Annotated in this window: 20 protein-coding genes; 14 read left to right on the forward strand and 6 right to left on the reverse strand. The window is 47.1% G+C overall.

The genetic code is table 11. From position 1 onward, the window contains the following. Positions 1 to 13: 13 nt before the first annotated feature. The 4 genes from HGH92_RS30360 to HGH92_RS30375 all read right to left on the reverse strand — a co-directional run bounded on the left by HGH92_RS30360 (position 14) and on the right by HGH92_RS30375 (position 6668). Positions 14 to 1558, reverse strand: coding sequence for a RagB/SusD family nutrient uptake outer membrane protein (locus HGH92_RS30360; protein WP_168874610.1), 1545 nt, complete (start codon positions 1556 to 1558; stop codon positions 14 to 16). Between the two features lie 17 nt (positions 1559 to 1575). Then, on the reverse strand, positions 1576 to 4872 hold the full coding sequence (locus tag HGH92_RS30365; protein ID WP_168874611.1) for a TonB-dependent receptor: 3297 nt from the start codon (positions 4870 to 4872) through the stop codon (positions 1576 to 1578). A 164-nt stretch (positions 4873 to 5036) separates the two neighbouring features. Next, positions 5037 to 5990, reverse strand: a complete 954-nt coding sequence (locus HGH92_RS30370; RefSeq protein WP_168874612.1) for a FecR family protein — start codon at positions 5988 to 5990, stop codon at positions 5037 to 5039. Between the two features lie 96 nt (positions 5991 to 6086). Beyond that, complete coding sequence (locus HGH92_RS30375) at positions 6087 to 6668, reverse strand: RNA polymerase sigma factor (protein WP_168874613.1); 582 nt, start codon at positions 6666 to 6668, stop codon at positions 6087 to 6089. A 638-nt stretch (positions 6669 to 7306) separates the two neighbouring features. On the opposite strand from HGH92_RS30375, the gene HGH92_RS30380 reads away from it, so the two are divergent. The 12 genes from HGH92_RS30380 to HGH92_RS30435 all read left to right on the forward strand — a co-directional run bounded on the left by HGH92_RS30380 (position 7307) and on the right by HGH92_RS30435 (position 20259). Continuing rightward, on the forward strand, positions 7307 to 7825 hold the full coding sequence (locus tag HGH92_RS30380; RefSeq protein ID WP_168874614.1) for a UpxY family transcription antiterminator: 519 nt from the start codon (positions 7307 to 7309) through the stop codon (positions 7823 to 7825). Between the two features lie 61 nt (positions 7826 to 7886). Next, positions 7887 to 8582: a glycosyltransferase family 2 protein gene (locus HGH92_RS30385; RefSeq protein ID WP_168874615.1), complete on the forward strand. Its 696-nt coding sequence runs from the start codon at positions 7887 to 7889 to the stop codon at positions 8580 to 8582. A 90-nt stretch (positions 8583 to 8672) separates the two neighbouring features. Further along, positions 8673 to 8828 carry a hypothetical protein gene (locus tag HGH92_RS30390; RefSeq protein ID WP_168874616.1) on the forward strand — a complete coding sequence of 52 codons (156 nt, stop codon included), beginning with the start codon at positions 8673 to 8675 and terminating at the stop codon, positions 8826 to 8828. Positions 8829 to 8889: 61 nt separating this feature from the next. Further along, positions 8890 to 10116 carry a radical SAM protein gene (locus HGH92_RS30395; protein ID WP_168874617.1) on the forward strand — a complete coding sequence of 409 codons (1227 nt, stop codon included), beginning with the start codon at positions 8890 to 8892 and terminating at the stop codon, positions 10114 to 10116. Positions 10117 to 10138: 22 nt separating this feature from the next. Beyond that, on the forward strand, positions 10139 to 11416 hold the full coding sequence (locus HGH92_RS30400; RefSeq protein ID WP_168874618.1) for a radical SAM protein: 1278 nt from the start codon (positions 10139 to 10141) through the stop codon (positions 11414 to 11416). 5 nt (positions 11417 to 11421) lie between these two features. Then, positions 11422 to 12285, forward strand: a complete 864-nt coding sequence (locus HGH92_RS30405) for a hypothetical protein (RefSeq protein ID WP_168874619.1) — start codon at positions 11422 to 11424, stop codon at positions 12283 to 12285. Continuing rightward, positions 12275 to 13270 carry a glycosyltransferase family 9 protein gene (locus tag HGH92_RS30410; RefSeq protein WP_168874620.1) on the forward strand — a complete coding sequence of 332 codons (996 nt, stop codon included), beginning with the start codon at positions 12275 to 12277 and terminating at the stop codon, positions 13268 to 13270. The genes HGH92_RS30405 and HGH92_RS30410 overlap by 11 nt, the downstream gene beginning before the upstream one ends. Before the next feature lie 21 nt (positions 13271 to 13291). Continuing rightward, positions 13292 to 15562, forward strand: a complete 2271-nt coding sequence (locus HGH92_RS30415) for a peptidase domain-containing ABC transporter (RefSeq protein ID WP_168874621.1) — start codon at positions 13292 to 13294, stop codon at positions 15560 to 15562. A gap of 7 nt (positions 15563 to 15569) precedes the next feature. Continuing rightward, entirely contained in the window at positions 15570 to 16091 is a 522-nt protein-coding gene (locus HGH92_RS30420) for a hypothetical protein (protein WP_168874622.1), read from the forward strand. 25 nt (positions 16092 to 16116) lie between these two features. After that, the gene (locus HGH92_RS30425; RefSeq protein WP_168874623.1) at positions 16117 to 16836 is read left to right on the forward strand and encodes a hypothetical protein; all 720 of its coding nucleotides are present in this window, start codon (positions 16117 to 16119) and stop codon (positions 16834 to 16836) included. Then, on the forward strand, positions 16814 to 17818 hold the full coding sequence (locus tag HGH92_RS30430) for a glycosyltransferase family 9 protein (RefSeq protein WP_168874624.1): 1005 nt from the start codon (positions 16814 to 16816) through the stop codon (positions 17816 to 17818). Before HGH92_RS30425 ends, HGH92_RS30430 begins: the two co-directional genes overlap by 23 nt. A gap of 11 nt (positions 17819 to 17829) precedes the next feature. After that, a complete protein-coding gene (locus tag HGH92_RS30435; protein WP_168874625.1) occupies positions 17830 to 20259 on the forward strand; it encodes an ABC transporter permease in 2430 nt (809 codons plus the stop codon). Positions 20260 to 20493: 234 nt separating this feature from the next. Here HGH92_RS30435 and HGH92_RS30440 read toward each other — a convergent pair whose 3' ends face one another. After that, a complete protein-coding gene (locus HGH92_RS30440) occupies positions 20494 to 20910 on the reverse strand; it encodes a DUF4345 domain-containing protein (protein WP_168874626.1) in 417 nt (138 codons plus the stop codon). Positions 20911 to 21011: 101 nt separating this feature from the next. Continuing rightward, positions 21012 to 22550, reverse strand: coding sequence for a SulP family inorganic anion transporter (locus tag HGH92_RS30445; RefSeq protein WP_168874627.1), 1539 nt, complete (start codon positions 22548 to 22550; stop codon positions 21012 to 21014). 316 nt (positions 22551 to 22866) lie between these two features. On the opposite strand from HGH92_RS30445, the gene HGH92_RS30450 reads away from it, so the two are divergent. Together HGH92_RS30450 and HGH92_RS30455 are read left to right on the forward strand one after the other, a co-directional pair. Continuing rightward, positions 22867 to 23427, forward strand: coding sequence for a sigma-70 family RNA polymerase sigma factor (locus HGH92_RS30450; RefSeq protein WP_168874628.1), 561 nt, complete (start codon positions 22867 to 22869; stop codon positions 23425 to 23427). Positions 23428 to 23507: 80 nt separating this feature from the next. After that, the gene (locus HGH92_RS30455) at positions 23508 to 24650 is read left to right on the forward strand and encodes a FecR family protein (protein ID WP_168874629.1); all 1143 of its coding nucleotides are present in this window, start codon (positions 23508 to 23510) and stop codon (positions 24648 to 24650) included. Positions 24651 to 24784 lie beyond the last annotated feature (134 nt).

Below are 24784 nucleotides of genomic sequence, written 5' to 3' on the forward strand. Positions count from 1 at the left end.
TTGTGTTTTTGATTTAAAAATATCCGTTGTTCTGTGGGAATTTGACGGTAGACAGATCTATCTGTGCCTGCGGAACAGGGCGTAAAACGTGGTACGCCTTAATGTTTACCGCATTGGGATTGTATTTCTTCACTCTTTCTATCAACTTGCCGGTGCGGACAAGGTCCATCCAGCGCATTCCTTCACCACCCAGTTCCCGTGCGCGTTCGTCGAGGAGCTGGTCTATGTCCAGCCGGGCGGCGGTAACATCGGGCAACTGTTTTCCTGGTTTGGCAGCCCTGGCCCTGACGGCGTTGAAGTAGGGAAGCGCCTCGGTGGGCTTTCCTGCCATGATCAAGGCTTCAGCCGCCAGCAGGTAGGTTTCTGAGAAGCGGTACACAAAAAAATCGCGGAAGCCGTTGAGGGCCTGTACGCTGGCGCGGGTAGGGTCATCATGTTTTTTGATGCCCCAGTGCATGTTGTCGTTGTTGGGCGCAATGAGTGAAGTGACGCCCGGTGATATCTGCCATACTACGGTGTCGCCTATCTTTTTTCCTGCCGGCAGGGTAGCGGTGTTGTTGTACGTCCACGTATAACGGAAGGTGACGTCAAAGCGGGCATCATTTGGATCAAACAGTTCTCTGAAGAAGGCGGTAGGCCTGAAGCGGGTATAGGGGCGTCCGCCTTGTTCCAGGTCGCGTTTCAGGCCGGCATACTGGTCGTACGCCGGCGTAAAGAAAGCGTGTCCCTGGTTGCCGTCGTCATTAAACAGGGCATTGTTGATGTATTGTACGGCGAATACAATTTCGGTATTTCGCTGGTTGTTGTAGTCAAATACGCCACCATAGGTTTTTACCAGCTGGTAAGGCCCTTCTTTGATCACTTTTACCGCAGCAGCGGCAGCGCCGTCATAGTCTTTCAGCAGCAACTTTACTTTTGCCAGCTGGTGAAGCGCGGCGCCCCTGGTGATCCGTCCGTAGTCAGGAGATGTCCAGCTCAGCTGATCGGCAGCGAACTGCGTATCTTCCAGCATGCTTTTCCAGATTTCCTCTTTGGCCGTTCTGCCGGCATCAGTCACCACACCCTTGGTTTCGTGTGCTGAATAGACTACATCCCCGAACTGAAGGGTCAGCCAGTAATAATAATGTGCCCGAAGGAATCGGGTTTCCGCCTTGTACTGTGTTTTGAGCTTATCGTCCATGGCCACAGCGTCTATCCTGTCGAGGACGGTATTGGCGGCATTGATGCCGGCATAACAATCATTCCAGATACCGTTCAGGTAATCATCCGCAGGATTGAGGGCGGCGGAATAGTCGTCCATATATTTATAACCGCCGTCTTTTCCGTGATGGAAGAGGTCAGTGCCCATAGTCGTAACAGTAAAGCCTTTCTGGGAACCGTATAGCCCTCTCAGTTTGCTGTATACGCCGGTAACACCGTTGGATATGCCGGCCGGCGTGCTGTATATGGCTTCCGGTACCGGTTTGTACAGCTCTTTTTCATCCAGGCTACAGGAGGTAAAGAACGTGCAGCACAGGGATATGGCAGTAAGCAGATGAAGATGTTTATTAAATAACATAACCTGTTTTTTAATCGTTAGAAAGCAGCATTAAGACCGATGGCATACATTTTTACGGTAGGGTACATGGCACGGGTACCGTCTGATTCAAACTCCGGGTCTTGTCCCTTATAGTTTGTAATGGTAAATGGATTCTCGGCGCTCAGCGTGATTTTTAAGGTTTTGATGGCGGCGCGCTGCAGCCATAATGACGGCAGTGAATAAGCTACTGCCAGGTTTTTGACCCTTACGAAGCTGGCATCTTTGTAAGCCAGCGTGGAACCGAGGTACACGCTTTCCTGGTTCTTATCAGGACGTGGGTTGTCATTGGTCGGATTTTCCGGTGTCCAGTAGTTTACGTTGATGTTGTTGTACCTGCCGGCCAAACGGTTGTTGTTTTCAAACCACCTGGAGTTGATGAGATAATGCTGACGGGTATTGATCACGACGGCCAGCTCCAGTCCCTTGTAGGAGAACCGGTTGGTCATACCGCCGATCCAGCCGGGGAATTCTGATCCGAGGACCACGCGGTCCTGGTCACTGTACTGTTTGTCGCCGTTTCTGTCCAGCAGCTTTATCTGTCCGGGTTTGGCGCCGTAATCCTTCGCTGTTTCCAGCTCGCTGGTTTGCCAGATGCCTGTTTTCTGATAGTCATAGAATACTTTGATAGGTTGGCCAATAAACCACTGGTTGCCCACATCATCTTTCCCGTCGCCATACAGTTGCACAATCTCGTTTTTGTTAGTGGAAAAATTCAGATCGGTGGTCCATTGAAAACCGTTTTCGTTGTTGATGTTGACGGTGGAGAGTGTTACTTCCCAGCCTCTGTTGCGGGTGGCGCCAATGTTTTGCAGCACTTCCGTATAACCGGTGCTGCCGGGGATACTTCTTCTCAACAGGATATTTTTGGTATTGGCGATATAATGTTCTACGGTACCGGTGATACGGTTATTAAACAGCGCAAAGTCGATCCCTGCGTTCAGGGAGGCAGTGGATTCCCATTTAAGGTTGGGATTGGCGATGGTGGCGGGCTGGAAGCCGTTCATCCCTGTTTCCCCGAAAGCATAGCTGCTTTTTTTGAGCGTGCTGAAGGTGCCGTAGGGCAGAATGCCGTTAAAGCCGGTGCTGCCGTAGCTGAGGCGCAGTTTTAAGGCGTTTACCTGGCGGAGGGACTGCATAAACGGTTCGGCATCTACGCGCCAGGCCACAGCGGCAGAAGGGAAGTAGCCCCATTTATGTCCGGCAGCGAAAACGGAAGAACCATCTGCTCTGCCGGTAATGGTCAGGAGATAACGGTTTTTATAATCATAGTTGACGCGGGCCATATAAGACAACAGGAGCGACCTGCGGTAGTCGCTGCTGATGCCGGTCACTTCGCCGGCTGTTTCGAGGTTGTGATAGCTTTGGGTTTCATAGGGCAGTTTGTTGGCCCTGATACCGGAGCTGTTGACGGTTTGCTGTTGGGAGCTTTGCAGCAGGGTAATGCCCAGGCGTTGCGACTTTGACAGCTGTCTGGTATATTTCAGTATATTTTCCACCGTTACAGAGAACATATCTGAATTGCTCAAACCTGCGGTGGCATTGCCTCCCTGGTTATCGTCTGTTTCACTTCCCTTGAAATAACCTTCTTTAGACGCTTCCATTTCCGGGCCTATGTTCAGGCGATAGGTAAGATCTTTAAAGATGTCCCATTCGCCGTACATGCTGGCAAACACACGTGTCTTATAACGTTGGATGATGGTGTTTTTGATGATCATCAGCGGGTTTACCCGTTGTCCTTCGTCATTATTGGGACGGAACAGCAGTTTGCCGGTGCTGTCATACGGAACGCCCAGCGGGTTTAAACGCAGGGCGTTGTCAAATACGGTATTGTCGGTAACATTCTGTGACGACATGCTGGCCAGTGTGGACACGCCCATCCGGATTCGGCTGTTGACCTGATGATCGAGGTTAATGCGCAGCGCTCCGCGGGTGAAGTCTGTTTTATCCACGATCCCTTTTTCTTTGAAGTAGTTAAAGGAAACCGCGAATTGTGTTTTTTCCTTGCCACCGGTCAATGACAGCTGGTGGTTTTGTTTGGCGCCGTTATGGTAGATAAGGTCCTGCCAGTCGGTAGACCTGCTCTGTGCCAGTGATCGCAGTGCGATATCATCAAAGAGTGTGGCGTCGGCGGGATAGTTGTTATTAGGGTCGGCTGTTCTGGCGGCTTCGCGGCGCAGTTGCGCGAACTGTTCGCCGTTCATCAGGTCCAGTTTTTTAGTGATAGCTGTAATGCCATAGTAAGCGTCGTAGGCAACGTTTGTCTTTCCTGCTTTTCCTCTTTTGGTGGTGATGATCAATACGCCGTTGGCAGCGCGGGAGCCATAGATAGCAGTAGAAGAGGCATCTTTCAGCACTTCTACGGAAGCGATATCGCTGGGGTTGATTTCATTGAAACCCCCTACCATCGGGATACCGTCCAATACGATCAGGGGGCTGTTATCATTTTTGATGGAGCGTTGCCCGCGCAGGAGGATGTTGGCGCCTGCACCTGGTTCATTGCCGCTGCTGAATACGTCCAGGCCGGCGACTTTTCCTTTTAAAGCCTGTGCGGCATTGGTGGTAGGCTGTTCCGCGATGTCGTTTCCTTTTACGGAAGAGATGGAGCCGGTGATGTCGCGTTTCTTTTGTGTGCCGTATCCCACTACCACTACTTCTTCCAGTCCCTTTACGTCTTCGTGCAGTACCGTTGCAGGCAGCTGACGGGCGGATACCGTTATTTCCCGGCGCATATAGCCGGACATGGAAAGGAGCAGGATATCGCCGGTGGCGGCGTCAATGGAGAAAAGGCCTTCACTGTTGGTGATATCGCCGCGGTTGGCGTTTTTTACCGCCACCGTTACGCCTGGCAGCGGCATGCCTTTTTCGTCTGTGACTTTGCCTTTCACTTTTTCTGCAGGTATGACAGGAGGGGCGGCGGCAGCGGTTTCTTTCTCCAGGATAATTATTTTGTTGTTTTGTATTTTGTAGGTCAGCCTGGTGTTGCGCAGCAGTTCATGGACGGTCCATGCCACCGTTTTTTTATTGGCATGTAGTGACACGGTTCGGTAGGGTGCTATCAGCTGTTCATTGTAGACAAACAGGTAGTTTGTTTTTTGTTGAATGATGGCCAATGCTTCTTTCAGCGATTGACCGGAAAACGTATAGTCGATGGTTTCCGTGCCGGCAGGTGACTGTGCGTGGGAAGCGGCTCCCGGCAGCAGTTGCGCGATTACGATGATAAGGATAAATAGCCTGCGTCCTGTTTTCCTGATTTGTTGAAGTAGGGACACGACGATACTGGTATAAATTTTCATACCTTTATACGGGTTTTAATAAATGATTTAATCGTTAATAAAATCCATTGGGAAGCATCAATAAGTGATTGGCGTTACGCATTGATCTTCTTTCAGACGGGCCGGTGGGGTAACCCTTGCCGGCTTTTTTACTGACCTTATGTGACAGGCATAGGCAATCTGTTTTAGTGTGTTTGTTTTCGAAAAATAATCTGTTGGCCTTCTGTAACGTAGCTAAGTTTGTTGGCCAGGCAAAGCATGTCCAGTACCGTCGACAGGGAATCGGCTGGTTCTATGCCGGCGGTGATGCGGTAGGCTCCGAGGCCGGTGTCGGCAAAGGAAATTTTCCTGTTGTATTTGGTTTCCAGCAGCAAGGCTATTACATCCAGTCTTTCGTTGTTAAAGAGCAGTTTGCCGGTTGTCCAGCTGTTGATGGCGGCTCCGTCCACGCGGGTTTTGCTGAATGCAGGGGAACCGGTGTTTACCGTGAGCTGTTCATCCGGCAGTACCACTACTTCCTTTCCTTTCGAGGCATTACTTTGTACCGCCACTTTCCCTTGTTGGACCGTTACCTGGAGAAAAGCCAGCTGCGGGTACATCCGCACATTGAATACCGTGCCCAGTACGCGGGTATTGACATCGCCTGATTTTACGATGAATGGGCGTGCCGGGTCCTGTTTCACATCGAGGCACATTTCTCCGGACAGCAGTTCTATCTTCCTGGCATCGCCGGTGAAACGGGCCGGGTAGCGTAATCCGCCGCCTGCGTTTAGCCATACCCGTGTGCCATCATCGAATGTTAGTTGCAAGGGTTTTGTTGTGGACGCAAATATCTCCTGCATGTTTTCCTTTGCAGGCCGGAGCAGCCATATCAGCGTGCCGGCGCCGATTATCAGTAGCAGCGAAGCGGCTATTTTCAGCAGGGTATAGCGTGGTATAGTCACCCGTTTGGCCGGCGTGGCTGTTTGTTGCTGTATCTGTTGCCATATAGTGCTTTCCAGTTGTTCAAAAGGGAGCCCGGTGGTATCTGCTTTGCTGTTGTCGCTTTCCTGCTGATACCATTGTTCAACCAACAGCTGTTCTTCCGGGGTGCAACTTCCCGCTACATATTTTTTCAGTAGCTTTTTGATGTCATGCATGGGCATATAAAAAGGGACATACCTTTCTTATATGACAGCTGAAAATAAAAAGGGGGGTAGATGACAGCAGATTATTTTAAAATTAACAGGATAGGTTCAGCAAAAAAAGGAGAAATGGGCCATTTTATGACGGAGGGTGCGGATAGCATTGCTGATTTGTTTCTTGACCGTTTCCTGCGACAGTTGCAGCTGATGGGCTATTTCCCTATGGGTGAGCGCTGTTTTCCGGCTTAGCTCAAATACTTCCCGCATTTTAGCGGGCAGGGCGCGTATTTCCCGTTCCATGCGGGCTGTTATTTCTTTCTCTGTGATGTATTGCAGGGAATTGTTATCGATATCGGAGAGGGATTGTTTCAGCGATGACAGGTGGTGCCGGTAGGTGCGTTTGGAGGCCAGCATATTCAGTACCCTGTTGCGCGTAGTTGCGTACAGGTAAGCGGCCAGTGAGCCGGAAAGGTTGATGTTGGCGGCTTTGGTCCATAAGGCGGTGAATACTTCCTGCACGATGTCCTGCGCATCTTCTTCGTGTATTAGTATATGGTAGGCCTGGAGGTAAAGCACGCCCCAGAATCTTTTATACAGTTCTTCAAACGCAAGGGTATTGCCCTGCCGGAATTGTTCCAACAGCGCTTCATCATTCAACTTATCGAGCGGGCTGGTATAAGTGGATTGCTGCATACAGGCCTTTTAAGGCAGACAGGTGTCTGATATATCGCTCAAAAGTAAGACGACCGGGAGATATTGTATATTAAATAATTGTAAGCACCCGCACTATGACAGAAAGCAGACAGGTTATCTGTCGTGTTTATTTCGGCATTAAATAAAATAATATAGCCATTGAGGTTGTTTTATTAAAAAAATAGTTTTATCTTGGATAACAAGGTTATTGTGATTGTAGTTACCCACTAATACTAAGAATCGTAAGATAGCATCTAAGTTGACGTCACAGACGATAGGAAGATTCCAACTTGAAAACTCAATTAGCCATTTGTAACGTTGCTATTTCTCTGTCCTGCCAAAAAAAACAATCGAAGGAATGTATTCCGGCAGGCTAAAAATCTCAAAACAAAATAGACCTATGTTTTGGTGGAGGGATTTTATCCGTTTTCGTTATATAATATTACCTAAGTTGCTTTGGGCGCCTGACATGTAGCGCAAAGTAGCGATAGCTCTACCTTCAACTCTTTTAAAGCCCACATTTTACCGGCTGTTTTTGTACATGCATCTGCATTATATGCCAGGCTGTGGTTTATTACAGATGTGCTGTCAATTATTGTGGAAAACGGGGCGTTGTAACCCTTACGCTAACTTTATTAATGATGGTTAACTTTAGACCTGCCTGGTTCCTCATTTACACGAGGCCGCGCCAGGAACGGAAAGTATGCCTGTTGCTGTCCAGGATGAACATTCACTTTTATCTCCCTCTGAATAAAGTCAGCAGGCAATGGAAAGACCGGAAAAAAACGATTAACGAGCCACTATTCCCTTCTTATGTGTTTGTCTATATCACAACAATGCAGGAATACTATGATAGTCTTCACCTCGATGGCGTGTGCAACTATGTGAAATTTGGTAAAGACCTTGCGAAGGTAGAGCCTGAAGTCGTTGAAAATATAAGGCTTGTTGTGGCAATGGGGACAAATGTGGAAGTGTCCTATGCTTCTTTCAAACAAGAGGAAAAAATGACTATCCAAGATGGCCCTTTAAGTGGGCTTTCCTGCGAGATCATACGTGGCAGCGGTAAATACAGGATATTGGTCCGAGTGATGCTTTTAAAAAGAAATATTGTAGTAGACCTGCCTTCCAGCTATGTGATAAGCAGCGTTCATCAATAACTGTCCGACGTTTACATGATTACTTACACATATTTCCACCTGAATAACAATTTCCCGGATAATGATCATAAAGGCGTTCATCATTGTTTATAATGAATCGGATATCATCCGGTTTACGATAAACCATTACCAGAAATTTTGCACAGAGGTCCATATCCTGGACAATTACTCAACAGACAATACGAGGGAAATTGCGCTCGGAATGGGGTGCCATGTGCAGCTGTTCGGGACGCCGGGCGTACTGGACGACCGGTGTTACCTGGACATCAAAAACAATATATGGAAAGCCCACACAGACGCTGACTATGTCATTGTCTGCGATGCGGATGAAATACTCTATCATATAGAACGCACACCGCGGATGCCGGTATATAAAGCAGTTGGATATGATATGTTCTCCGAAGCGCTGCCTGCTCATTCATGGGATGAGATCAACAGGGGGTTCCGCTCACCCATGTACGATAAGATGATCATGTTTAGCCCCAGGCTGGTAAGGGAGATTAACTATTCATTTGGTTGCCATACAGCATTGCCTGTTTTATATAGACGAATGTCAGGGGTTGCCATCTCTCCCATGTTAAGGCATATGCGGTATATCGGAAAAGTAGAACGACTGATCGCGAGGTATCAGCGTTTTGCGGAAAGGTTATCAAAATATAACCGCGACCATGAACTGGGACAACACTATCTGAGCGATAGTGAAAAGATAAGGATGAACTGGGCCTATGCAAGTAAATACGCCATCACAATCAAATAAGAAATTAGTAGAAGCTAGCGCTATCTAATAGCCTAATCCTGTAAGGCTACTGGTACGGGAAATTTCAATCTTCACTTAAATCTTAACAAGATGAAAAAAATCAAATTTGACGCCGATCAGGCAAAAAAAGTTCAGGAAGCATTGGAAAGCATCAAAAATGAAACCTTGAAAGCTATGGCAGCTGACATGATTCAGGGTGGTGTTAATGTTAATCCCTGGGCTAAATCCACCTTCAGCAAGGACTAACTGTGGCAGATCGTCATTGAAAAAAGAGCCAGGTAATTCCTGGCTCTTTAAAAAAAATATCATGAACGCAGCAAACCTTCAAATAAGCAGCGTAGCGGCAAAAATAGCCAGCCGGTGTAATATCAACTGCAGCTACTGCTATATATATAACAAGGGCGACGATTCATATAAGCACCAGCCCAAATTTATGAGCGAGGCAATTTATACTAGATTGTTTGAGCAAATACGCGGCTATTGCAATAAACATCGCCTGAAGAGCTTTACGATATATCTCTTTGGAGGGGAACCTCTATTGGCCGGAAAAGAGTATGTCAGGAAGTTCCTGGCAGCAGCGGAACAAATATTGATGCCGGACGTAGCTCCGGACTTTTTAATTCAGACAAACGGAATATTGTTTGACCAGGAGTGGATCGACCTGTTCAAAGAGTTTGGTGTCATATATGGATTCAGCCTCGATGGGAACAAGGAGATCAATGACAGAAACAGGGTCGACTTTAAAGGCAACGGAACTTATGATCAGGTGGTAAAGGCAATTAAACTGCTGACAGAACAGGGGATCAGGCCGGGTATCAATTCAGTGATCGATGTGGACACTGATGCTCTGGCAGGATATCAGCACTTTAAAGACCTGGGCGTAGGTGACCTTGACTATTTGATTCCTGACGGTAATTTTTATCAGTTGCCGAAACATTTATCAAACAGAACTGACCATTTTAACTGGACAAACACACCTTATGCTGACTGGCTAATATCAATTTTTGATGTATGGTTTCACGAACCGCTTCCGAAGCCGAACATCAGGTTGTTTAAAGTATTAATCAATCTGATTTTAGGACAGGATGTGGGCTATGATTATCTCGGCACCAGACGTACCGAGCTACTGATCATCGAGACGGATGGCGCCATTGAAGCCGCTGATGACTTTAAGATATGCGGTAACGGATTTACGAAAAATGAACTCAACATTCTGAAGGATGACCTTGAAGCGGCTTTGAACGACCATCTCATTGCACTATATCACACCAGTAAAGAACAGCTGAGTAAACAATGTGAATCCTGCAGCGTAAAAAATATTTGTGGCGGCTGGTACGTCCCTTCCCGTTATGATAAAGACAACGGCTTTGATAATCCGACTGTTTATTGCCCTGATGTTTTAAAACTGATAACTCATGTCCAGAAATGTGTTATCGAAGAATTGAATAAGAACGGTGTAGAGACGGATGGGGTCGAAATACTCGACTACAATAGGGAAGCCGGGCTTCTGGAAAAATATTCATGCAACTTCTAGCGTTCATCTAACCTTCCTGTTTATGAATACTGAAATTATATGTGATACACTGGTGGTGAAGATTGCCAGCAGATGTAACATCAATTGCACGTATTGTTATATGTATAACCGGGGCGACGATACCTATATGCATCAGCCCAAAATAATGTCCAGGCAGACAATCGACCAATTGTTGGGACGTGTCAGGTTATATGCGTTCCTGAATGCGCTGGATACCTTTTATTTTATATTTCATGGCGGAGAACCGCTCCTGGCCGGCCCGGACATCTTTGAATATTTTGTGCAGCGGGCCAATGTGTTGCTGGCTCCGGATATCCGGCCCTTTTTCAGGATGCAGACAAATGGTATCCTGATAGACGAGGAGTGGTGCAGGTTGTTTGACCGGCTAAATATCCACGTAGGGATCAGTATCGATGGTACGCCTGAAGCGCATGACAAATACAGATTAGACCATAAGGGACGGGGTACGTACCAACAGGTGGTCCGTGGCCTGGGTGCCATTCAGCATTTCGATGCACAAAACAAAACGAAAATAGACAAAGGCGTACTTTCTGTTATAGACGTTACTACATCTCCGGCAGCAGTATGGGACCATTTCAGCCGACTGAAAATGACACGGGTGAATTTGTTATTGCCCGATCATAATTATGATTTCCTGCCTCCGGGAAAAGAGCACCCGGACGGGATAAACAATACGGTATATGCCGATTGGTTGATCGGAATATTTGACCTTTGGTTCGATGAGCCGGGAGAGAAACCCGCCATTTCCATGTTCAAAGACATTATGTACCTCTTGCTCGGCGCTGAGGTACGACACGACTACTGGGGTACCGGCAGCCTCGGTATACTGATCATTGAAACAGACGGTGGCATCGAACCGGCCGATTCTCTCAAGATTTGCGGCAATGAATTTACCAAGCTGGGGATGAACATTTTTAAGGACAGTCTGGACGATGCCCTGAGCCAGGAGCTTCCCCAACTGTATAATCTCAGCAAACAAAAGGTATGCAGAAAGTGTAGTGCATGCCCGGTGCGGGAGATATGTGGCGGAGGCTTTTTTACCCATCGTTATTCAAGCCGGAATGGCTTTAATAATCCGTCTGTTTATTGTTCAGACCTGCTAAAACTGATCACTCATATACAAAACAGGATATTTGGCAACCTGCCTGCAACGTTGCTGGACCAGGCTAAGATTGTCCCGATCTCTTTTGAAGAAGCAAAAAGTGATATTGAGACTAACCTTTCCAATTATCCTGATCCGGTATATATAGAAGAACTGGAATCCTTCAAAAAAAGCTAAAGACGATGTTAACAGAGGATATTAAAATCTACTGTCCGGCCGGTCTGGAAACAGAAAACAGGATCTGGATCAGCAAAGGGCTGCAGAAGGCGCCTGCTACTGAAGATGGCTTTTCGTTTGAAAGCGACGCCTATCGGCCGGGACTTCCCTGGCGTGTTCCGGAAGCTGAAGAAACGGCTGTGTTATTCACAACAGATGCTGAGAGAACTCCATCCCGCACAATCGGGTTAAGCAAACTGCCTGAAGATATTGCGGATATCTTCATTCGTATAGGGTTGCCCGGGATCACCTCGGACGATGAGCTGAAAATACTTCGGAAGCATCATGCGGCCGATTATATCGCCGCCATGGAGGGCATGTATGCGTATATGGGCTCGTTCCAGTGTGACAGCCCGGAAGCTTTTAGTAAAATTGGTGTTGTTATCAATGAGCCCGATAAAAGAAGTGTGACGATCAACCTGAAAAATGGCTGTCTGACCGGTCTGCATTTAGATTCGTGGGACAGGCTGGATATCGGTAAGCTGGACACGGCCACCAACAGGATATGTTTCAACCTGGGGGCACAGGACCGCTTCTTCCTGTTTACCAACCTGTCGGTAAAGACACTCTGTGGTTGGGTGGAGCAGCAACTTTCTGTCAACCCTTATTTGATGAGCAAAAATGAGCTTTGCCAGTTGTTTTTTACCCACTGGCCTGAATACCCGGTGGTCAAGCTACGGGTGAAACCTTTTGAAGCGTATATCGCGCCTACGGAAAACCTGATTCATGATGGCTGTACGGAAGGCGGAAAACAAAAAGACATCTGTTGTACAGCAAGGGGATATTTTAATGTGGCCGACAATATAAAAAAGCATGTTCATGGACATTAAGCAGTTCGACAATCCAGTAGTTTTTTTTGATAATGCAATAGGGGACAGCTTTGTGGCATTGCCGGCTTTAAGGGCGCTGGCGCAGCTTGCAGAGGGACGGTTATCGCTGATTACCTGCGGTGGCAGATGCGGTAAAATCAATTTCACCATTTTTCGCGAGCTGGCAGTAAAACATATCTACGGTATAGATGTGGCGGAAACCGAGCGGGGAAAAGAAATTAATCCTGATGAACTTGGCGCCTGTCTTAATAACAGTGATCTGTTCATATACATGAATACCTGGATGCCGGCGGGAGAAGTGATGCAGCAGGTGCTCAGTTCTTTTGCCCCGAGGCCGTCCATAGGATTTTATAAGTATATGTCTGTGCAGATACCTTATGAGAAAAGCCTCCATAGCGCGGACCTATTGTTTCAGTTCCCGTTGTTTTTCAACAGGGAAACAGATATTCAGGATTTTGCCTATTCTCCTGAGCCGCCAACGGAAGTGCGCCGGCTTGTATGCCAGTTCAGGAATAAGTTTCCGGCAACAAGTAAGTTGCTCATTGTTCATGCCGATACTAAAACGAATAAAACATGGCCCTTTGAATATTATCCGGCGCTGTTGGACAGAATAATGGACACCATGCCGGAGGTGGTCGTTATTTTTATCGGTATTAAGAAGCCGGATGTCAGTAGCTGCAAACACGTTTCCCGAATACTGCGTTTTGAAGAAGCGCTGCCTTTTTCGATGGACTGGGCATTTGTTTCGATAGCAGATATTTTCCTGGGGGTTGATTCTGTCTTTCTGCATATAGCGGACCTCTTTCACGTGCCCGTGGTTAGTTTGTTCGGGCCCTCGTCAGTGCAGGAATGGGGAGTACGTTTTTCTGCGCACCATCGCTGCGTGGAAGCGCCCTCCGGAAATATGGAAGATATCACCGTAGATGCCGTATATAACGGCTTTTCTGACTTAATGACCTGTCAACCCATAGTGGTTCGCTCGTAAAGCAGGTTTAAACGGATAATAATGTTGAACAGAAAATTTCCTTTCTATGCGCAGCATGATAGCAATGATTGTGGCCCGGCTTGTCTGAAAATGGTAGCCAAGTACTATGGCAAGGATGTGGAGCTGGAGATGCTGCGTCAGTCGTCCTATATTAACAGAAATGGTGTCAGCTTGCTGGGGATCAGCCAGGCGGCGGAGCGTATCGGATTTCGCACGCTTATGGTGCAGACATCTTATGAAAAACTGTATGGAAATGTTCCGTTACCGTGTATTTTACACTGGAACCAGGAACATTTTGTCGTTTTATTTAAAAAAGAAGGCGCCGGTATCGGCGAAGGTGGGTGGTTGCTGCAAAAAAAAGCAGGAAAAAATGGTCATGGAGAAAATGTCAGTTTCTGGATTGGCGATCCCGCTCACGACCTGATAAAGATCGATAAATCCACGTTGCTCAAAAGCTGGATCAGCGACACCAGGGATAAAGGTGTTGCGTTGGTTTTATATCCGTCTCCTGAGTTTCTGGATGAAAGGGCCGTTACCGGTGTAAAGAAATATACCGGCCTGGGATTGTTGTTTGACTATGTCAAACCTTACAGGCGGTATATATTTCAATTGTTCCTAGGAATGATTTTAGGCAGTGTCATCTCACTCGCGCTGCCTTTCCTTACACAAACAATCGTAGACTACGGGGTAGGGTTTAAAGACCTCAGTATAGTTGTGCTGGTTTTGTTTTCTCAGCTGTTTCTGTTTGCGGGCAGCACGGTTATTGAGCTGTTCAGAGGCTGGATCTTGCTGCATATGAACTCCCGGATAAGTATCACTATTCTTTCCGACTTCCTGGCCAAATTAATGCGGTTGCCGGTGAAGTTCTTCGATACGCATACCACGGGAGATATTACACAACGGCTGCAGGACCACGGTAAAATCGAATTGTTCCTGACTGGTGTCACCATCAATACTTTTTTTTCGGTGGTTAATATTTTTGTATTTCTGATTATACTCTTTGTTTATAGCGCGAAAATATTTTTGACCTTTTTTCTGTTTAGCACATTATCTATTCTTTGGATACTCTTTTTCCTGGAAAAGCGGAAGCATGTTGAATACCGGCGATTTCAGGCGCTTCGGGACAACCAGGATTCTACCTACGAGATCGTAAACGGTATGAAAGAGATCAAACTGTATAACAGCGAAATCAGCAGGAGATGGATTTGGGAACGTATTCAGGTAAAGCTGTTTAAATTAAACATAACTGGTCTGAGACTAAGCCAGTACCAGGAATCCGGGTTTAATACCCTCACACAGTTAAAGAATATTCTAGTTTCTTTCTTTGCCGCCCAGGCAACAATAAATGGTGAGATGACGCTGGGCATGATGTTAAGCATTTCCTATATTATCGGGCAGACGAACAGCCCTTTGCAGCAGCTGGCCATGTTTTTCCGTTCTGCGCAGGATGCAAAACTGAGCATGGACCGCCTTCAGGAGATCCATAATAAGGAGAATGAAGACGAAAATCAAGCAGGGCAACAGATGGAAGGAGAGATGAGAGAGGACATAACGGGGGATATCGTTATCAGCAACCTGTCTTTTAAATATGGCGGTGCTCATTCTTCCTATGTACTGAAGGATATCAATCTGGTGATACCGGAGGGAAAGGTGACAGCGATCGTAGGGACCAGCGGCAGCGGGAAAACAACGTTGCTGAAGCTGATGCTGAAGTTTTATGAACCGGCGGAAGGAACGATCAGGGTCGGCAACCATGACCTGGCCCATTTGTCTTCCGGCGAGTGGCGGGAACATTGCGGCGCCGTGATGCAGGACGGATATATTTTCGGAGACACTATTGCGAGGAACATCGTCATTGATGGCAGCAGGATAGATGCCCGGCGTATGGACAATGCTGTGGAGATAGCCAATATCAAAGAGTTTATCATGAGTAAACCCATGAAGTACACTACCAGGTTGGGCAGTTCAGGAGGTGGTTTAAGCGCCGGGCAAAAACAAAGGATCTTAATTGCGAGGGCCGTTTACAAAGATCCGAAGTTCCTGTTGTTTGATGAGGCCACCAGTGCGCTGGATGCCAACAATGAAAGGGCCATTATCGAAAATCTCACAAAATTTTTCCAATCGAAGACCGTGGTGGTGATCGCTCACAGGCTTAGTACAGTGAAAAATGCCGATCAGATCGTTGTGCTGGACCAGGGGGAGATAGCCGAGCAGGGTACCCATGCAGAATTGGTCCAGCGGAAGGGAAAGTATTTTGACCTGGTAAAAAATCAGCTTGAACTGGGAAATTAGCAACAATATGCCGGATAGATTTGAAATAAGAAGCGAAGAGGTCCAGGAAGTGTTAGAAACGATGCCTCGTGGGATAACCCGTTGGGGGACCAGCCTGATGGCCGGTATTTTGGCGTTGTTGCTGCTGATAGCCGGTTTGGTGAAATATCCGGACGTGGGCAGATTTAATGTTGTTATAAAAATTGCCAACGATTCCTCTGGTGTGCCGCCTGGTTATCATCAGCAGGCATATGCGCAATTAAACCTGCCGCAAACGGATTTTTCCAAAGTAGCCGGAGGAAAAAAGGTGCAGTTAAAATTTCCTGCTTATCCTGTTCATGAGTTTGGCGTTGTAAATGGTACTATACCGCCGTTTAAGGCGACTGCCAATGAGGAGGACTTTACTGTGCCCGTCCGGGTGGAATTACCGCAGGATGGGCAGACGACCCGGCACAGGAAGATTGAGTATTTCAACGGTTTGCAGGCGGAAGTGGAGATTGTGTACGGACAGGCGTCGGTGCTGGAGCGGATGATCGGAAGACACTGGTAATAGTATGTTGTAAAAAGACAAAGATATGAAGGCATTCCTGTTTTGTACCAGCTATATCGCAGACCGGGGCCAGCATGTTCCCGGCAGATATATGAAGTATATATCCTTTTATCAATCCAGGTTGGCCGCCCTGGGTGCAGAACATCTTTTTCTGGTGAATGATGGAAGGGCTCATATTGATAAAATAGCAGGCAGTATGACAGCCGTCATTTCTGCGGAGACTCTTCCGGACCAACATCTGATGCCGGGCACGTATATGATCTCTTTTGAAAAAGGGCTGGGAAGGCCTTCTATTGACGATCACTGCGGATGGTGGAGAAGTTTTGTGTTTTCTTATACTATTGCCAGGAGGTACGGGTTTGATAAAATTATACATGTTGAGTCCGACTTTTTTCTGCTTTCAGAGCGGCTACTGTCATTCATCCGCAGTATCAGTTCCGGATGGCATTCCTTATGGAGCAGCAGTTGTAAGTGGCCGGAGTCTGGTATCCAGATAATATGCAAGGACCGGTTTGAAGAATTGTTTGTCGCGTCTGAGCAAGCCAGGAGCCTAGGGTATAACAGCTATTATCCGGCGGAGCATACCCTGCCGTTTTCCGCAGTGCACCGCCACTTTTTGGGTGACAGGCTTGACTGTCTGCCATCCGGGACCACTACCGCCGGGCAGGAGGTGTTTTTGAACTATGATTATATTGGTAATGTACCTGTAAATGACATCGTTGATGGAGAACAGATCAAGCTATAGGAGCGTCTGCATCTTATATGACTGCGGTAATGAAGGAGATGAGCTGGGAAATATCCTCAGTACGCATTTTCTGATTGGTCCGGTTCTGAAAGCATTGCAGGCGATGTTTGGAGATGAAATGATTTTTGTGGGGCGGAAAGCCATTGCAGAGGTTATTTTTTCTCCTGTCAGATTTAAGAAAATAGTGGAGATGGGTGTTCGTATTGATTCGGGGGTCAGAAGGGTTGACCTGCAAGGTATATTGAAGGAAATTCAGGAATGTGATCTGATAATTTGTTTAAACACCTGGATAGGCGGAGAGGGGGAGAATTTGAAGATGTTGCTGGAGCATTTGTCACCCCAGTGGTCAATTGGTTTTTATGATTTTTTTAAAGAGAAGCTAGCTTTTAACCCGGATATGCATTTTTGTGATATGATGTTTCAGTGTGTTGCGCTGATGGATCCATCTGCTGCAATAGCGGATTTTGTCCGCGGCCCAGAGGTGCCGCAAAGGGGGAGGGAGATTGTAAGGCAGTTTGTGGGCACCCTGAAGTCAGAAGGCGGGAGCATATTGGTTGTGGCGCCACACGCTACCTGCCAGAGGAAGGAAATAGCTTATTCCGTATATCCGGAGGCCTTAAAAAAAGTGTTAGATAATTTTGATAATTTAAGTATAATTGTACTATCTTCTGAGTTTCGATGGCCCTATTCGGACGCATATAAGGATAGGATTGTGATATTTGATCATTTCACTACTGAAGTAACCTGGTCTTTTGTAGCACATGCCGATTATTTTCTGGGCCCGGAGTCTGATGCCCTGCATATTGCTGATATTTACAGAATACCTTCTGTCGGCATTTTTGGGAAGCTGTCCCCTGTTCATTTTAGTGGCTTCAGATTCGCAGAGAACTATTCTTTACAGAGCAATGATTACGCGATGCAGGATATTACTACAGAACAGATCAGTGAAGCACTCCGGCAGCTTATTATGAAAACGCTTTAATATTCTACGTTATGCTTGCAAACTATCTAAAGTTAGCCCTCAGAAACCTCCGCTTTAAAAAAGGGCAGTCTTATGTTTTTATCAATATTTTAGGTCTTGCAGCAGCTATTGGCGTCGCGCTGCTTTTGTTTGCAGTGGTCCGGTTTGAGTCAAACTACGATTCCTTTCACAAGAGGGGCAAAGATATATACCGTATTGTCACAAAGGATGCTTTTTCCGGAGGAGAGGCTTTTAAATCCGGGGTGCCTTACCAGCTGGCGGATTATGTAAAGTTAAACCTGCCACAGGTAAAGCGGCTTACATCCATCGATGCAGTGTATGGCAGCCAGATCATTGTTCCTGCAGGTGCGGGAGTGGGTACATCTGATGGAAAATACAAGGAAGATGAGGGTGTTTTTTTTACGGGCCCGGAATACTTTGACATATTTGACGCTGTGTGGTTGTCCGGTAATTCTGCTGCGCTTGCCGAGCCTAATACAGTCGTGCTGAATAAAACAGTTGCGGCAAAATACTTCGGGCAATGGCAGAATGCTATAGGACGCTATATTCGGATGGACCAGACGTTGATGCTCCAGGTGGCAGGTGTGATCGAAGATTTTCCGGCCAACAGTGATTTCCCTATGCGATTGATCGTGTCATACGGTACCCTTAAAAACAATGCCGGTAAATATGGATATGACCAGAACCTTGATTATATAAACAGCAGTCACCAGTTGTTCATGCTCATGCCGGGCAATACTAACGAAGAACAAATCAATGCACAGCTAACAGAGTTGTCCAATAAGATGTACGCCAATAAGGGGGGCATTGGAAAGTTCCATTTTTTGCTGCCATTAAAGGAGAATCATTTTGACAGCCGCTTCAGTAACTTCGGAGATCATACAGCGAGCCGGTCAACCCTACGGATATTGGCGTTAATTGGCCAGCTGATTATTATAATGGCTTCGATCAATTTTATTAACATTGCCACTGCCAGGGCCAGTCACAGGGCAAAAGAAATTGGCATCCGTAAGGTATTGGGCAGCGATCGTCGCCAGCTCATTATTCAACTGCTGCTTGAAACCGGAGCGATTGTTCTCTTTTCTACCCTGTTAGGTGCACTGATTGCCGGATTGTTGCTGCCTCACCTGAACAATATGATCAATATTCATGCACATTTAATGTTATTGGATAAAAGCAACCTTTTGGTCCTGGTGTTGATCTTTATATCCGTAACGTTGCTGGCCGGTATGTATCCGGCTTTTGTGCTGTCAGGCCTTAAGCCTATCGCCGCCTTAAAGAGACATGTAAAAGGAAAGGCAGGGGGTGGCATCCAACTGAGGAAAGTGCTTGTGGTTGTTCAGTTTTCCATTTTACAAATGTTGATGATAGCAACAATTGTGATCATGACGCAGATGAATTTCATTCGTTATGCTGATTTGGGGTACGATAAAAGTGGCGTATTTATGGTCCCTTGTTATGCGGATTCAACAAATGCCTATCGGCTGCAGTCGCTCAAAAACCAGTTGCTCGAAGTTCCGGGGGTACAAGCCGTCAGCTTTGCTACAGACCCTCCTTCTTCTGACAATAACTGGAGCAGTAATTTTTATTTCGATCATTCAAAAAAGAATGTAGGCTTTAATGTTTTCCTGAAGTTTTCCGATGCAGATTATTTCAGGACCTTTGACTTGAAAGTTCTTGCAGGGAAGGCCTTTTCGGCAGGGGATACGACACGTGAATTTGTAGTGAATGAAACATTCGTTAGAAAGCTGGAGCTTAAAAATAACGAGGACATTATCGGTAAAACGATCCGGATCGGCACCGGGAACTGGTATCCTATTGTGGGGGTGGTGAAAGATTTTAAAACCAATTCGCTTCGTGAAGATATAAAGCCGATGGCAATTGCCATTAACAGAAGCGCGTATTCACAGATCAATATCAAGATGGCTGCCACTACCCATCTTCAGGAGCCGATCACACATATCAGTAATATCTGGCAGTCGTTTTTCCCTGACTATGCTTTTACGGGTGAGTTCCTGGATGAGTCCATTGCCCGTTTTTACCGGCAGGAAACCCAGCTGGCAGCGTTGTACAAAAGTTTTTCAGTGATAGCCCTGCTGATCTCATGTCTGGGCCTGTATAGCCTGATTGCTTTTATGACTTTGCACCGAAAGAAAGAAATTGCTGTTCGAAAGGTATTGGGCGCCAGTATAGGAGGTATTTTGCAACTCTTCTTAAAAGAGCTTTCCCTGCTCATTGGTATCTCTTTTTTAATCGCTATTCCAGTGGGGTATTGGGGCATTTCCAAATGGTTGCAGAATTTTCCTTATCATATTAATATCAGTATATTACAATTCGTGACAGTATTTTTTATGACATTGTTGATTGCACTGTTAACATCGGGTTATAAGGTGCTTAAAGCGGCATTGGCTAATCCGAAAGAAAGTTTGCAGGGCGAGTAGGCCAACGCTTTTTTGCATTACCCTTATTACACGTTATCATCATCATAGATTCTGCAAAGCACCCAGCCCGTATGGCGTTGGGTGCTTTTTTATTTGGACCTGTGTTCTGTATTCTTTATTCTCTGTTAACCCAATACCTCGTCCCGGTAAGAATCATTGTCAGAGATCCGGTATAGAACAGGACCGTCTCTATGCTGAGGCGGCCCTGGATACGGGCGGAAGTTCGTTGAGGTCTTATTTTTGAAAGTCTGATCCGCTTTTCTGCAAACGTACCCACAATAACGCCCCCAATATAAAAAACACACTCTCGATCACCAGCCATTGTGTTCCAAAAGCACCCAGCGGGCCTTCTACCGCCCAGGTGATGACCCTGGACAGGGCATAAAGTCCCCAAAGCCAACAAAGAAAAACAACCCCCTGCTGGATGTCCTTTATCGCCCAACGTACGAGCATGACCGTGATCGTTAATCCTACACCGCCATATACGCCTCTGATGGAACTAAATGCATCATTGTTGGGCAGCTTCACCTGTACCAGGTCCATGACTGCCTGCGGACTAAAAAAGCCCATCATGCTGACCATAAAAAAACTTCCCGCAGACAGAAGCAGGTAGATGCGGGATAGTACTTTAATTGTTCGGGAAAAATTCATATTGACACGTTTATAATGCAAATGTGGAAGTACTGCATTAATAAAATCTTTGTGCGTGTCAAGATTTTTGTACGAATAATTTACCTGGATAAATACAGTTTTTAGCCGGATGCCCGGTCGGTTGCCACGCGGTAATATGGATCTTCCATTATATTCACTTCAATCACCCCTTCTGCATTTTTAAGGAGTGTACGGCAATCTTCGCTAAGATGCTGGAGATGCAGTTTTTTATTTACCTTTTGGTATCGTTCCGTGAGTTTGTTGAGCGCATCGATGGCGCTCATGTCAGCAACACGGCTTTCTTTAAAATCGATGATCACTTTATCCGGGTCGTTGAGCACATCAAATTTTTCCAGGAAAGTGGTCACAGAACCGAAGAACAGAGGCCCGAAGATCTCATAGTGTTTGACGCCGTTTTCATCGGTGTATTTCCGGGCACGGATACGTTTGGCGCTTTCCCAGGAAAATACCAGCGCTGAAATAATGATACCTATCAATACTGCTAAGGCCAGATTATGCAGCCACACGGTGATACCGGCCACCAATATACCTACGATAATGTCATGGCGGGGCATTTTGTTGATGATGCGTAAACTGGTCCATTCAAATGTGCCGATCGCCACCATCATCATCACGCCTACGAGCGCAGCCATCGGCACACGTTCGATAATAGGAGCGCCGAAGAGGATGATCAGCAGAATGGTCAGTGCCGCTATGATGCCCGATAACCGCGCCCTGGAGCCAGCCGACAGGTTGACAAAAGACTGCGCGATCATGGCACAGCCGCCCATGCCGGTAAAAAAGCCGTTGACAACGTTGGCCGTTCCCTGTGCGACCGCCTCTTTGTTGCCTCGCCCTTTGGTGCCGGTGATTTCATCTACCACGTTCAGGGTAAGCAGGCTTTCTATCAGTCCCACGCCCGCCATTACCAATGAATAAGGGAAGATGACCTGCAGCGTTTCAATATTGAAAGGAACAGAAGGAATATGGAAAGGAGGGAAACCGCCGCTGATGGAAGCAATGTCCTTCACTGTTTTGGTGTCGATGGTGAACCCAAAAACAAGCAGGGAAACCACGATAATAGCTACCAGGGAGGCGGGTATGGCCTTCGTGATTTTAGGGAAGATGATGACGATCAGGATGGTTAATACCACCAGCGCCAGCATGGTCCATAGCGCCGGCCCGCTGAGCCATGCGGTGCCGCCCGGGACTTTAAACTGTTGTACCTGTGCCATGAAGATAACGATCGCCAGCCCGTTTACGAAGCCGTACATCACCGGTTGAGGGACGAGACGAATAAATTTACCGAGCCGGAATATACCAACGAGAATTTGAAATACGCCGGCCAGTGCCACCGCTGCAAATACATATTCCACGCCGTGCGACTGCATCAGGGCGATCAGAACGATCACCGTAGCGCCGGCGCCACCGGACACCATTCCCGGCCTGCCGCCAAAAACAGCTGTGATCAGCCCCATTAAAAATGCCGCATACAAGCCGGTCAAAGGAGATAATCCCGCCAGGATGGCAAAGGACAAAGATTCCGGGATCATGGTCATGGCTACGGTAAACCCTGCTAAAACTTCGGTCTTGTAATTGACTTTCTGCGAAAAGTCAAATAAATTAAAGTAGACCTTCATGCTGACGAAAGATTAAAAAATATTAAATAAACAATCATGTAACTGGACTGAACAGATAGCTATGGTCTGGCCGGAATGCCAGGCGGACGCTGGTGGCAGCGTATATACAATCAAGGTGGAGTAACCGGAGATGGTGTAGTCGTATTGTTCATTTCGTTGACGAAGGTAGTAAAAAGCAGGTAAAATGCAACACTAAACGGCAGTGGCTTGTTTATCTCCGGTTGAAAGCTTAGTTTTGAACGGACAACAACCGCGATAAAAATCAACCAGGAAATCAAGGACAATTGCCGGCAATAGCAGTGTTATACATATTAAGATGATGACAGACTACACCTTCTATGCTGATGAAGAGCTGGTTCAACTGATGGCCGCTGATGACCACGCCGCGTTTACTGAAATTTATAACCGGTATTGGAAACGCCTGTATGTGCTGGCCTATGACCGCCTGCATTCCCGTGAACTGGCGGAAGACGTGGTACAGGACGTGTTTACCGGTTTGTGGCAACGCAGAAGCCAGTCTGTTATCCGGTCACTGCCCGCTTATCTCGCTACGGCCAACCGTTATGCTGTATTTGCCCAGCTATCCAAAACAGCCCGTGTTACCACCGTGGAGGCGCTGCCCGAATCATTGCAGGCAGTGACGGATGAAACGGCGCAACTGCATTTTCTACAGCAGTCCATGGAAAACCAACTGAAGCAACTACCTGAAAAATGCCGCCTTGTTTTTAACTACAGCCGCCATGCCGGCCTTACCAACCGCGAAATTGCCGACCAGCTGCAGATCTCCGAGAAAGCTGTGGAGAAACACATTTCCAAAGCGCTGCAACGGCTACGTGTACAGTTCCGGAATTATTTCCATGCTATCTTCCTTTGTTGAAAATTTTTTTTCTTCGGGAGGTAGGGTAAGTACTCCGTTTCCACACTTACATAATATAACACCTGTAAATTCTAAAATGGATGGACAAGAACGAACTGGCTATGCTATCAGCAAAGTATCTGGCCGGTACCGCCAGTGAAGAGGAAGTGGGACGTTTGTTGCAGTGGTACAATGCCTATGATGCACAGGAACTGACAGCTTATGTGACGGTGGAAGGGGAGGAGACGGAAGAACGCCTGAAGGACCGGATGTACCTCCGCCTGCAGGCTGCCACGCAGCCTCCCGAACGCAGGAGGGCATTGTATATGCAGGGCTGGCCCGGGAAAGTGGCTGCTGCTGTGCTGGTGCTGGTGATGGCCGGTGGTGGGTACTATCTCTTTAATAAGGTACGTCAACCTGCTCCTGTTGCGGGTGCGGCGTCCCTGGCGGTACGTCCCGGAAGCGATAAGGCAACGCTCACGCTGGCCGATGGCTCCGTGGTAAACCTCGACAGCATCGGCACCGGAACGGTGACATTGCAGGGTGTGAAAATGGAGAAGACCACACAGGGACAGATCGTTTATAAGGACAATGGCAACGCGGCGGTGAACAACGTATTACGCACGCCGAGAGGCGGACAGTATAAGGTAACATTGCCGGACGGCACAGACGTATGGCTGAATGCGTCTTCTTCCATCAGCTATCCGACGGCGTTCTCAGGAAGCAGCAGAAATGTGTCTGTGACCGGGGAAGTATATTTTGAAGTGGCCGCGGACGCCGCCCGTCCGTTTGAGGTGAAAGTGAATGATATCAGTGTGCTGGTGTTAGGCACGCATTTTAATATCAACGCCTATGACGATGAGCAAACGGTCAAAACCACACTGCTGGAAGGGGCCGTGCTGGTAAGGACGCCCGAAGCGTTCAAACACCTGGAGCCCGGTCAGCAGGCGAAAATAAAGCCAGGCAGCAACCAGATCGAATGGCTGAAACATGTGGACGTAAACAGTGCTGTCGCCTGGAAAAACGGCTATTTTTCTTTTGACGACGCAGACATCCCTACCGTGATGCGGCAGCTGGCAAGATGGTATGATATGGATGTCGTTTATGCAGGGAATGTACCGGAAGGCACCTTCACCGGCGAGATCGGAAGAAACCTTACGCAGGACCAGTTGATGAAGATATTGAAACAGGCGAGAATTAATTTCAAACTGGAAGAAGGAAGAAGACTTGTTATTTATCCGTAGCAACCATTTATCAGAATCTATAACCAACCATTACCTACCGGTAACAGTAAAAACCGGTGAACCGTTTAACCGGGCCTGTACAAGGGCCTGAGCGATAGCTATCCATTAATACATGTTATGAAAGGAATGCAGCC

Source organism: Chitinophaga varians, from assembly GCF_012641275.1.
Taxonomy (GTDB): domain Bacteria; phylum Bacteroidota; class Bacteroidia; order Chitinophagales; family Chitinophagaceae; genus Chitinophaga; species Chitinophaga varians_A.